Origin of the sequence: Streptomyces hamibioticus, assembly GCF_047946815.1 — a bacterium.
In the GTDB taxonomy this organism is placed as follows: domain Bacteria; phylum Actinomycetota; class Actinomycetes; order Streptomycetales; family Streptomycetaceae; genus Streptomyces.
This window is the reverse complement of the sequence record NZ_JBKKQY010000001.1, coordinates 1,179,743-1,192,250: the sequence shown is the minus strand read 5'-3', so window position 1 is coordinate 1,192,250 and position 12,508 is coordinate 1,179,743. Positions and strand designations below refer to the sequence as shown.

The window sequence follows — 12,508 nt, the reverse complement described above, 5'->3', positions numbered from 1 at the left end:
TCGGAAAATGATGACAGAAAAAGTTGGCATACTCGGCACGAAGGCACCGCAGCGCAGGGACGTGGAACGCGTCGTGAACGCCCCGCTGCCCACGGTGTACGGGACATTCCAGGCGGTCGGCTACTACGACCACGAGCGCGGCGACGAGCAGGTGGCCCTCGTCCACGGTGACCTCGGCGCCGAGGGCGTGCTGACCCGGCTGCACTCGGAGTGCCTGACCGGGGACGCCTTCGGCTCGCGGCACTGCGAGTGCGGCGACCAGCTCGCCGCCGCGCTGCGCGCCGTGGCCGCCGAGGGCGCCGGTGTCGTCGTCTACCTCCGGGGCCACGAGGGCCGCGGCATCGGCCTGCTCGCCAAGCTGCGCGCCATGGCCCTGCAGGCGGAGGGCCTGGACACGGTGGAGGCCAACGTCGCTCTCGGCCTGCCGGTGGACGCCCGCGACTACGGCGTGGCCGCCCGCATCCTGGACGACCTGGGCGTGCGGTCGGTACGCCTGATGTCCAACAACCCGGCGAAACGGGAGGCGTTGGCACGGAACGGCATCGAGGTCGCGGAGCAGGTGCCGCTGCTGATCCCGCCGTGCGAGAGCAACATCACGTATCTGCGCACCAAACGGGAGCGGATGGACCACCACCTGCCCCACCTGGACGCGGTGGCGCACCTGTCCTGAGCCACCGCCCGGCGCGGCTTCCCGAGCCGCCGGCCCCGGCGCCGCTCCGCCGGGGCCGGCCCCTATCGGCCGGGATCGGCCGCTCAGTCCGTCAGCGCCTCGTGCACCAGTCGTCTGAGGTCCCGGAACACCCCGTTCGAGGACTTCGGCCGTACCTGGCTCATGAACTGCACGGTCAGATCGCGGCCCGGGTCGATCCAGAACGTCGTCGTCGCCACCCCGCTCCAGCCGTACGTGCCGAGCCCGGACGGCGCCTGGGTGCGGTCCGGGTCGATGACCACGGAGACGCCGAGGCCGAAGCCGACGCCGTCGTTGCCGGGTTCGTCGTGCGCCGGACGGCTGCCGAAGGCGCGCAGGTCGGCGCCGCCGGGGAGGTGGTTGCGGGTCATCAGGTCCACCGTCGACGGCGCGAGCAGCCGGGTGCCGTCGAGTTCGCCGCGGCGGCGCAGCAGCTCCATGAACCGGTGGAAGTCGTAGGCCGAGGACACCAGGCCGCCGCTGCCGGACAGGAACCGCGGCCGGCCCCGCAGCGGCAGCCCCGGGACCGGCTCGATGCCGCCGCCGTCCCGTTCGCCGTACAGCTCGGCGAGCCGCCCGGCCCGCTCGTCCGGGACCTGGAAGCCGGTGTCGGTCATGCCGAGCGGGCCGAAGATCCGCTCGGCGCAGTACACGTCCAGCGGCTGCCCGCCGACCACCTCGACCAGCCGGCCCAGCACATTGCTGGCCACCGAGTAGTTCCACTGCGTGCCCGGCTCGAACTGCAGCGGCAGGCTCGCGTACAGGTCGACGGTCTCGGCGAGCCCCGCGCCGGGCCGCACGGACGACTCGAGCCCCGCCGCGCGGTACAGCGCGTCGACGGGGTGGGTGTGGTAGAAGCCGAAGGTCAGGCCGGCGGTGTGGGTCATCAGGTGCCGGACGAGCACCGGGCCGTCGGCCGGCCGGGTGACGACGTCGGGCGGGTCCCCCTCGACGTACACCCGCGGCTCGGCGAAGGCGGGCAGGTACCGGGCGACCTCGTCGTCCAGGGACAGCCGGCCCTCCTCCACCAGCATCAGCACGGCGACCGCGGTCACCGGTTTGGTCATCGAGTAGATCCGCCACAGGGTGTCGGTCTCGACCGGCAGCCCGGCGGCGACGTCCCGCAGGCCGTGCACGGTGAGGTGGGCGACGCGCCCGCCGCGGGCGACGGCCACGAGGAAACCCGGGAGGCGGCCGTCGTCCACGAGTCCGGCCAGATGCCGGTCGAGCCGGTCCAGCGCCTTCGGGTCCAGTCCCGCCTCGGTCGGGTCGGCCTCCTGCCGCAGTCCTGCCATCCGCTCTCCTCCGTCATTGATGGTGCTGCGTCCGGCCTACCCCGATCACGCCGCCTCAGACTCCCCGGCCGCCTCCTCGAACAGAGCGTGGCAGACGTCGAGGAGCGGCGAGGCCGGACCCGCCGCGCAGAACCAGTCTGCCGGTGGACGGCCGCACCGATGTCGTAGAACTCCCGCGTGAGAGGTGCGGGATCGGCGAGAGGTGACTTCAGGACGCCGAATGTGTACAGAGCAAGGTCGGGCATGCGTCTCTGCCTGGTCGGGGATGCCTGATGGGCACCCGCCGAAGGCAAGGTGAAGGTAGCTGCCTCTGCAGGCCATGTCGAAGTTGCAGTTCGGTTCGTCAAATGCCCGCAGCCGCACGGTAGTTGACATGTACAAGGCGGTCCGTCGACAATCTTCACCGTTATCGGCGCACGATGCGGCGAGCCCTCCCCGACATGGGGGGTGCTCACACCCCCCATGCCCTGAGATGCACCACAACAGCCGAGTTCGCGACTGACGCCGCGAACTTTTTTTGTGCCGGAATGCTCTGCGCGCGGTGCATCGCGCGCAGGCGAAGAGGGGATGGCGTGAGACACAGATCACGGCGAGCGAGACCGATGCGGACCATAGCCCTGACGGTGACGTCCGCGGTCGTCGTTTCCTTAATACCGCAAGCGGCTTATGCCGCCTCGTCATCGAGCATCGACAGCAAGGCCATAAGCGACACCATCAAGGGCTGGTTCTCCGGAGACGACGGAGACGACGGGAACGACCGGCCCGAGGAGCCGGCGACCGGCGGGCAGCCGGCCCTCCCGAGCCGCGACAAGCTCCCCAAGGGGGCCAAGGCCCCCAAAGCCGAACGGGTCGCCGAGCTCACCGGCAAGCGCACCCCGTACGCCCGCTACTGGCGGATGTCCGACGGGCGTGTGCAGGCCGAGGTCTCGGCCGTGCCGACCGCCTACCGGTCGGGCAAGAGCTGGAAGACCATCGACACGGGCATCGAGGCCGCCGACAAGCCGGGTTACGCCTTCGCCAACACCACCAACACCGGCCGCAGCTACTTCGGCACGCAGCCGCAGCGGCTGGTGCGCTTCGAGGCCACCGACGGCCACGTCGTCACCCTCGGCCTGGAAGGCGGCGCCGCCAAGCTCGCGCCGAAGGCCGACGGCAACTCCGTTACCTACCGGAACGCGGTCAAGAACGCGGACCTGGTGTACGAGGTCGGACCCGGCCGCGTGAAGGAGAACATCGTCCTGCGGGAACGCCCCGCCGGCCCGGTGGCCTTCACCTTCACCCTCGACACCGGCGGTCTGACCCCGAAGGCCGCCAAGGACGGCTCCATCCTCCTGTACGGCGAGGGCGACTCCCCGGTGCTCGAGCTCCCGCCCGCCTTCATGACCGACGCGAGGAAGGACGCCGAGTCCCCGTACGGCAGCGCCCACAGCACGTCCGTCAGCCAGCGGCTCAGCCGTGACGGCAAGAGCTGGAAGGTGACCGTCACCCCGGACGCGAAGTGGCTGGCCGCCCCCGCGCGGCAGTACCCGGTCACCATCGACCCGACGATCGCCATCGCGCCGCCGCCGTCCCAGGCGCAGGACGTGATGATCTCCTCGGACGGTCCGGAGGACAACTACGACACCAGCTGGCGGCTCTCGGTCGGCAACACCAGCACGGGCAGCTCCCGCGCCCTGCTGCGGTTCCCCGTCACGGGGATCCCCTCCGGCACCAAGCTGGACTCCGCCGACCTGAAGCTGTACTTCGACCAGACGCACACCACCAGCTCCGACGAGGTGCGGCTGGAGGCGCACCGCGCCACCGCCGACTGGCGCGAGGACACCGCGACGTGGAACAGCGCCAAGGACATCACCGGCGAGCTCTCGGGCACGTCCGTGGTCGTCGACGACGGCGACACGGGCACCACCGCCGCCAAGGGCGCCTGGCCGGCCTCCGGCAACACCGCGTACACCCAGTACGCGGTGAACAAGGACTACCTGTACAACAAGGACTCGGTCGCCGGCGACACCTACACCTGGCAGCCCAGCCTCCCGGAGGACGGCACCTACCAGGTCGAGGCGCACTACGTGCCCGCCGGGGACCGCGCCGGCGGCGCGCCGTACACCGTGACCTACGACGGCGGCAGCAAGACCTACACCGTCGATCAGGCGGCCGGTTCGGCGGGCGTGTGGAAGACGCTGGGCTCCCACCCGTTCAAGGCAGGCACCCTGGGCAAGGTGGTGCTGGGCGACGGGCCCGCCTCCACCTCGACCGCGGTGATCGCCGACGCGGTGCGCTTCACCAAGGGCGGCGTCGTCACCAAGAAGCCGGAGGAGTCCAACGTCTGGCACACCTTTGCGGTGACGAAGACCGTCCAGCAGTGGATCGACGGCACCCACCCCAACTACGGCTTCGTCATCAAGGCCGGTGACGAGAGCGCGACCGGCCCCAAGGGCGGTCCCCGGTACGAGGGCAGCGAGTACGCCTACGGCGGCGAGCACATCAACTACCCGCGGCTGGTGCTGACCTTCGGCCGGCAGGGCGCGAACCTGGCGCCGCCGGAGACCATCTCCGCCACGGGCGCGGACCTGAGCTGGTCGGCCTACCAGGACCCGTCCGCCAACCTGGGCGACGACATCGTCGAGTACCAGGTGCACCGTTCGGTGTTCCAGAACTTCACCCCGTCGCAGTCCACGTTGGTCGCCCCCGTCGCCCCGGGCACCCGGACCTACACGGACACCTCCGCGGTGCCGACCCGGGCGGACGACCCGGATCCGCTGGGCCGCGCCTATTACTACATGGTCGCGGTCAAGACCCGCGACGGCCGGGTGATTCCCGCGCCCACCCAGCTGGTACGGCTGCCCAAGGCGGGCCGGATCACCAAGCTGGTGGAGGCGTCCCAGGACACCACCCTCACCGCGAACCAGCCGGCCCAGCCGCACGACACCATCCTGGACGCCGGTGTCGCCCACCCCTGGCTGATGGTCGGCAACAGCTCCCGCACCTACGGCACCAGCCGCGCCGTGGCCCGGTTCCCGGCGCTGGGCATCCCCTCCACCGCCCGGGTGGTGGACGCCCAGGTGAAGATGTGGTCGTTCACGACCATCACCGCGGGCGCCGGAGCCCAGTACGAACTGCGGCCGCTGACACGGGACTTCCAGGAGGCCGACGCCACCTGGCAGAAAGCGGACTCCACCACGTCGTGGACCACGGCGGGCGGCGACGCGGGCGCCGCGGTCGCCAGTGTCGGCAACTTCACCAACGACCCCGTCGCCCGCGAGTGGAACGTGACCTCGATGGTGCAGGGCTGGGTCGATGACCCGCAGAGCCGGCACGGCGTCATGGTCAAGCTGGCGGACGAGGCCGGTGCGCAGGAGCGCAGCCTGTTCATCTCCACCGAGGGTGTGGAGCCGAGGCTGAAGCCGCGGCTCGCGGTCACCTACATCGACTCCACCACGGACTCGACGTACTACGCGCCGAAGACCCCGGCGCGGATGACCCCGAACTCCGACCACACGGTCGAGGTCACGCTGACCAACACCACCCGCGGCACCTGGCAGGCCGGCCGGCACGTGCTGACCTACCGGTGGGAGCTGCCCGACGGCACGGACGTGACCAACGGCGGCAACCAGGTGCGGACGGCACTGCCGGAGGACCTGCTGCCCGGTGACTCCGTCACCCTGCGTGCGGTCGTGAAGACCCCGGTCAACTCCGACTCGGGGAACAAGCGCACCGACTACGCGCTGATCTGGGACGTCCGCGACACGGTGGCCGACACCTGGGTGTCCGGCACGGACGGCATCGCCGGCCTGCGACAGAACGTCGCCGTCGAGGACCCGACGTCCGACCAGCTGGGTCTGGAGAAGTTCTACTCCTACAACGGCATCAACACCGGCGCGGGCTCGTCGCTGATGACCAGCACCGCCGCCGGCAACTCCGTCTGGCAGTACAACGTCTTCAACAACCCGGGCCGCGGACTGAACACCTTCTTTCGCCTCGCCTACAACTCGCTCGACACCTCGGACACGGTGGCGGGAGCGGGCTGGTCCGTGCAGGCGGCCGGGCCGATCCGGCTCGGCACCCCGCTGGACTTCCACCCGAACCCCCGCCCGACACAGATCCGGCTGCCGGACGGCGACGGCACCACGCACGTCTTCCGCAAGCAGGAGGACGGCACCTGGAAGGCCCCTGCGGGCGTGCACTTCAGGCTCTCGGCCAAGCCCGGTCTGGACTGCACCCCGGCCAAGGACCCGGTCCCCGACGCGTGGACGCTCACCAAGCCCGACGGCACGCGCTTCCTCTTCGGCTGCGACGGCTATCTGACGTCGTCGGTGGACAAGAACGGCAACACCCAGACGTTCACGTACGAGGAGCGCAAGTCCAACAACAAGCCCACCAAGTTCCTGAAGTACCTCACCGACCCGGCGGGCAGGCAGTCGCTGACCGCCACGTACTTCACGAAGAGCGACACGTCCAACCCGAAGATCGTCGACCACCTCAAGACGGTCACCGACATCTCCGGCCGGCGGTTGACCTTCGAGTACTCCGACAAGGGCCTGCTGACCAAGGTCACGGACGGCGCGGGCTCCAGCCAGCCGAAGGTCTTCACCTTCGCCTACGACGCCACCCAGGGCAACAAGAACGTCAAGCTGGTCAAGGTCACCGACCCGCGGAACCACGCGACCGGCCTGGCGTACTACTACCCGCGTGAGGGCGACGACCCGAAGTACCACTGGTGGACGCAGACCCTGACCGACCGGCTCGGCGGCCGGACGGACTTCGTCTACGCACCCGACTCGGCCAACACCCGCCACACCTCCACGAAGGTCACCGACGCCGAGGGCCACGCCACGACGTATGTGACCGACGACTACGGCCGTCCGGTCCGGTCCACGAACGCCAAGAACCAGACCACCCAGCTGGCCTGGGACGCGGACAACAACGTCACGTACATGGAGGAGGCGAACGGCGCCAGGACCGCGTACTGCTACGACCCGCTGACCGGCTACCCGCTGTGGAAGCGCACGGCCGTGTACAACGAGGCGGGCGTGCCTCCGCAGAGCGACTGCGCGCCCGGGAAGTACCCGGCCAACTCCCAGCAGTTCGAGTACGTCAAGCGGCTGGACGGCTACTCGTCCGACCTGTTCCGCAAGACGTCGCCGCAGGGCCGCACCTGGAACTTCGGCTACGACGACTTCGGCAACCTGACCACGGTCGTCGACCCGAAGGGCGTCTCCACCCCGGACAGCGGTGACTACACCACCCGCTACGAGTACGACGCGTACGGTCAGCTGTCCAAGGCGACGGACGCCAACGGCAACGCCACGAAGAACAGCGAGTTCGGTCCCACCGGCTACCCGAAGAAGATCACCGACGCGCTGGAGAACACCACCGAGTACACCTACGACGACCGCGGCAAGGTCCGGGAGGTCATCAACCCGCTGGGCTTCAGGACCACCCAGACCTACGACGCCTTCGGCCGCCCGATGGTGCGCACCGAGCCGAAGGACCAGGCCAAGGGTGACCTGATCACCACGCCGGCCCCGGAGTACGACCCCAACGACAACGTCACCAAGGCCACCGCGCCGAACGGGGCGGTGTCGACGGCGGTCTACGACGCGGCGGACCAGATCACCGAGGCCGTCGCGCCGAAGGACTCGGCCACCGCGCCGGACCGCAAGACGACGTACACCTACGACAAGACCGGCCATCTGAAGACGACGACCGAGCCGAAGGGCGTGGTGACGGCCGATCCTGACGACTTCACCACGACCAACCACTACGACGAGATCTACCAGCTGACCGACACGGTCAACGCCCTCGGCGAGAAGATCTCCTACCGGTACGACTCGGTCGGCAACACCATCGAGGTCGTCGACCCGAAGAAGAACCGGACGGCGGATCCGGCGGACTTCGCGTCGAGGATGGAGTACGACCTGGACCACCGTGTCACCAAGGTCACCGACGCGGCCGGCAAGGTCACCTCGCGCAGCTACGACAAGGACTCACTGCCCGTCTCCGAGACGGACCAGCTGGGCAACACCACCTTGATCAGCTACGACGAGCGGGGCAAGCGGACCGAGGTCAAGGTCCCGCACGACGGCACCGGTTCCGGCGTCGTCCACCGGACCACGCGCTACGAGTACGACCAGGTGGGCAACCTCACCCGGACCGTCACCCCGCGCGGCACGGCGACGGCCGACGAGCAGGACTTCGCCTCGCGGACCGAGTACGACGCGCTGAACCGTCCGGTCAAGAAGTACCTGCCGTACGACCCGGCGGACAGCCGCTACAACAACCCGAACGTCTACACCGAGACCCTGTACGACGCGGCAGGCCGGGTCGTCAAGACCTCGCTGCCGCCGTCGGAGGGGCAGACCGTCCGCAACGACACGGTGCAGACGTACTACGACAACGGGTGGGCGAAGACCTCGACCGACCCGTGGGACATCAAGACCAGCTACGACTACAACGAGGTCGGTCTGCAGACGTCCCGCACGCTCACCTCGGCCGACGGCGACGTCAGCCGCACCATGGGCTGGACGTACTACCCGAACGGCAAGCTGAAGGAGAAGACCGACGACGGCGTGCCGGTGGGCACCGCGGTCCCGCTCGTCGACAACTCCGACTTCCAGCACACCAGCTCCACCGGCACCTGGAGCACGGGCAGCCGGACCGGCCAGCAGGGGTACGACCACCGGACCCACGCGGCCGGCAGCGGCACGGCCTCGTTCACCTGGACGCTGAACATCCCCAAGAGCGGGAAGTACACCGCGTACGTGAAGTTCCCGCAGGTGAGCGGGGCCAGCAAAACCGCGAGGTACAAGCTGACCCATGCCACCGGGAGCGTCGAGAAGACCGTCGACCAGTCCAGCGGCGCGGGCGCCTGGGTGAGCCTCGGCTCGTTCGACTTCACCGAGGGCAACACGGCCGAGCTGGAGCTCTTCCAGAGCACGGACGGCACGGTCGTGGCGGACGGGGTCAAGCTCGTCCGCGACCTGTCCGGCGAGGTCGACGCGGAGAAGCACCACTTCCGCTACGCCTACGACCTCAACGACAACCTCTCGCTGATCGACGACCTGTCACCCGGCGCGGAGGTCGACAAGTACACCCTCTCCTACACCGCCGTGAACAAGGTCTCGAAGATCACCGAGTCCCTCGTCGGCGAGGAGAGGACATCCACCACCTACACCTACGACCCGAACGACCTGCCGGAGACGGTCACCCACCCGGATCAGTTCTCGAAGTACACCTACGACCTGAGAGACAAGGTCAAGACGGTGTCCGTGGGCACCTCGCCCACCGACCCCGGCCCGAAGGTCTCCCGCTACACCTACACCGACCGCGGCGAGGTGCTGCGGGAGGTCAAGGACAACGGCAACACCGTCGACCACACCTACTTCCACGACGGGGCGCTCAAGACCTCCGTGGAGAAGAAGGCCGGCGGCACCGTGGTCGCCTCGCACACCTACGCCTACGACGCCAACGGCAACAAGGCGAAGGACGTGTCGAAGAAGATGAACGCCGACGACCACTCGGCGTACCTCGAGTCCACCACCGAGTACAGCTACGACCCGGTGGACCGGATCGCCAAGTCGGTCAAGACCGGCAACGGCGCGACCACGGAGACCTACGTCCACGACGACAACGCCAACGTCATCGAGCAGACGGTGGCCGACGTCACGACGGACTTCCGCTACGACCGCAACCGGCTGCAGACCTCGACCACGGCCGGGGCCGTCACCTCCTTCACCTACGACCCGCTGGGCCGGCAGGAGTCGGTGACCCGCGACGGGCAGATCCAGTCGCGGAGCGTCTACGACGGCTTCGACCACGTCATCGAGTCCCAGCAGCGGGGGCCGGACGGCGCGATGAAGTCCACGAAGTACACCTTCGACCCGCTGGACCGCACGACCTCCAAGACCGCCGACGGCAAGACCACGGACTACCACTACCTGGGCCTGTCCCAGGAGGTGCTGACCGAGGAGGTCGCCGGCAAGCTCACCAAGTCCTACCAGTACAGCCCGTGGGGCGAGCGCCTGTCGCAGGTCAAGCACAACGACGACGGGACGAAGGAGGACGGCTACTACGGCTACAACAGCCACACCGACGTCGAGACGCTGACCGGCAAGGACGGCAACACCAAGGCCACCTACGGCTACACGGCCTACGGCAACGCCGACACGTCGGAGTACACGGGCATCGACAAGCCGGACCCGGCCAACCCGGAGAAGGAGGAGTACAACCCCTACCGCTACAACTCCAAGCGGTGGGACACCAACTCCGGCACGTACGACATGGGCTTCCGTGACTACGACCCGGGTCTGAACCGCTTCACCACCCGGGACATGTTCAACGGCGCCCTGGCCGACCTGGCCCTCGGCAGCGATCCGTTCACCGGGAACCGCTACGCCTTCACCGGCGGCAACCCGATCAGCAATGTGGAGATCGACGGGCACCTTGCGTTCGCGCTCCCCGCGCTCGGGCTCGCCGCCATCGCCTCCGCGGCGCTGACCGCCGTGGCGGTCGTGGCCGTGGCCGTGGTGGTCGCCTATGTGGCGGTCAAGGCGGTCGAGTACGTCTCCGAGAAGATCGACGAGGCGACGCAGGAGAACACCAAGGACGAGCCAGCGCCCGATCCGAAGCCGGTTCCGCGGCCGCGCCCGGTGCCGGACTCCACCGACGAGAGCAAGGGCAACTGCGGCGAGGGCTGGGTCCACTACCAGGACACGGACAGGGCCAACGGCAACCGCGCCACCGGTGTCGAGGCCTGCCTGACCCAGGAGTACCTGAACAGCAATTCGGGCACCCCGACCAGCTCCAGCGTGCTGCCACCCGGCTACCGGTGGGCACAGGAGTTCGCCGAGAGCAAGGGCCTGGTCGCGCAGACCAACATCAACAACTGCCATCTGCTCGGCAACAGGCTGAGCGGGTCCGGCACGGACGCGCGGAACCTGGCCACCTGCTCGCGCGGCGCCAACGCCAAGCAGCGGGGCTCCGGTCAGGGCGACGACCACATGTACAGCTACGAGAAGCAGGTGTACGACGCGGTCATGTCCGGCCAGCACGTGATGTACACGGTGACGCCCGTCTACGAGGGGAACAGGACCGTCGCCACCGGCTTCACCCTGACGGCGTACGGTGTGTACCCCGACGGCACGGTCGGGATCAATCTGAACACCTTCATCCCGAACACCCTGAAGACGGGGGACAACCTGGGTACGCAGTCCTCGGGCGGCTCACCCGTCCCGACAGGATCGACACCATGACCGGCCACCGACCCGCCACAGGAGAGCGACCGACACCATGGCGGCCCACGGAGAGGAGAACGGATGAGCACGGCAGCCGACGTGGACGCCCTGCTGCGGCTGATGCCGCCGCCGGAGGACGGCGGCAGGGCCGTCGACTGGGACCGGATGGCCGAGTCCTGGGGCCGGCCGTTCCCGCCTGACTACCGGCGGTTCATGGAGGTGTACGGAGCCGGGGTCGTCCAGGACTTCCTGGTCGTCCTCGCACCGCAGCCCAAGGCACCGCTGTCCGAGGCGGGCTGGGACGGGATGGTCGAGGAGACGGGGAACGCCGAGGACACCTGGGCGGACGCGTACAAGATCCCCGAACTGGAGGGCGCCTCCCCCCGGCTGATCGCCTGGGGGGCCGCCGCCAGCGCCGACCTGATGTGCTGGGACGCCTCCGGGGAGGATCCGGCCGCATGGCCGGTCCTGGTGTTCAACCGCGGCAAGATCCAGTTCAGCCGCTACGACTGCGGGATGGCGGAGTTCCTCACCCGGTTGCTGCGGGGCGATTTCCCCGAGTGCCCGCTGGGGGACGTCACCCTCTGGGAGCGGGGGGAGGCCGCCTTCAAGAAGCTGGGGTAGCCCGCCGCCCGTGAAAGGGCGCACGCGCCGCCCGTGAAAGGGTGAACGGAAGGCCCGGACCGATCGCGGTCCGGGCCTTCTGCCTGCTATGGGCTCAGCGGCCGGTCACGGGCCCGGTGCCGGGTCGCCTCACTGCCCGGCATCCGCATCATCCGGCGCAGCCGGCAACTCGCCGCTGCAGGTGCCGCGCCCGAACGCGCCCGAGGCGGTGGCGCTCTGCACCTGCCTGCCACGGACGGCGAGGGTGCAGTGGGCGTCGCCGCCCTGCTCGCCCAGGGTGACCTGGACGACGGGCTTCTCGCCCAGCGGCACGTCGACCGTTTTCCGCCACGGCAGGTCCACGTCGCGGACCACGACAGCCTTGTCCGCCGCGCCACGGTAGGAGAGGGAGGCGACGCCTGTCCCGGTCACCTCGTACGTCACGGAGGCCGTCGGTCCGGCCTCCTTGCCGGCCGGCTCGCCGTCGCCGGACCCCAGGACGACGTAGGTGCCGATCCCTGCGCCGACCAGCAGCAAGGCCGCGAGGACGAGCACGCCCCGCCGACGGGCCCGACCAGCGGGGGCCGCGGCCTGCGCGCCGGCCGCCTCCTCGGCCCCCGCGGGCTGCGCCGTTCCGTCCGCTGCGTCATCCGCCTCCAAGCGCTCCGGCCCCGCCGTACCCTCTGAGTCTC

Annotated in this window: 5 protein-coding genes and 1 pseudogene; 3 read left to right on the top strand and 3 right to left on the bottom strand. The window is 69.4% G+C overall.

Annotation, left to right across the window (positions count from 1 at the left end; all coding sequences use genetic code 11):
* Positions 1 to 10 precede the first annotated feature (10 nt).
* On the top strand, positions 11 to 670 hold the full coding sequence (gene ribA, locus ACLGIH_RS05420; protein WP_416524066.1) for a GTP cyclohydrolase II: 660 nt from the start codon (positions 11 to 13) through the stop codon (positions 668 to 670).
* A gap of 83 nt (positions 671 to 753) precedes the next feature.
* On the opposite strand, the gene ACLGIH_RS05415 is transcribed toward ribA, so the two are convergent.
* Both ACLGIH_RS05415 and ACLGIH_RS05410 read right to left on the bottom strand, forming a co-directional pair.
* Entirely contained in the window at positions 754 to 1,983 is a 1,230-nt protein-coding gene (locus ACLGIH_RS05415; protein ID WP_416524065.1) for a serine hydrolase domain-containing protein, read from the bottom strand.
* 137 nt (positions 1,984 to 2,120) lie between these two features.
* Positions 2,121 to 2,228 (bottom strand): annotated as a pseudogene (locus ACLGIH_RS05410) (DUF3291 domain-containing protein); the annotation flags it as partial.
* A 357-nt stretch (positions 2,229 to 2,585) separates the two neighbouring features.
* On the opposite strand from ACLGIH_RS05410, the gene ACLGIH_RS05405 reads away from it, so the two are divergent.
* Together ACLGIH_RS05405 and ACLGIH_RS05400 are read left to right on the top strand one after the other, a co-directional pair.
* Positions 2,586 to 11,231, top strand: coding sequence for a golvesin C-terminal-like domain-containing protein (locus ACLGIH_RS05405; RefSeq protein WP_416524064.1), 8,646 nt, complete (start codon positions 2,586 to 2,588; stop codon positions 11,229 to 11,231).
* A gap of 63 nt (positions 11,232 to 11,294) precedes the next feature.
* Positions 11,295 to 11,837, top strand: a complete 543-nt coding sequence (locus tag ACLGIH_RS05400; protein ID WP_416524063.1) for an SMI1/KNR4 family protein — start codon at positions 11,295 to 11,297, stop codon at positions 11,835 to 11,837.
* A gap of 129 nt (positions 11,838 to 11,966) precedes the next feature.
* Here the strand turns inward: ACLGIH_RS05400 and ACLGIH_RS05395 are convergent, their stop codons facing one another.
* Positions 11,967 to 12,476: a hypothetical protein gene (locus ACLGIH_RS05395; protein ID WP_416524062.1), complete on the bottom strand. Its 510-nt coding sequence runs from the start codon at positions 12,474 to 12,476 to the stop codon at positions 11,967 to 11,969.
* Positions 12,477 to 12,508 lie beyond the last annotated feature (32 nt).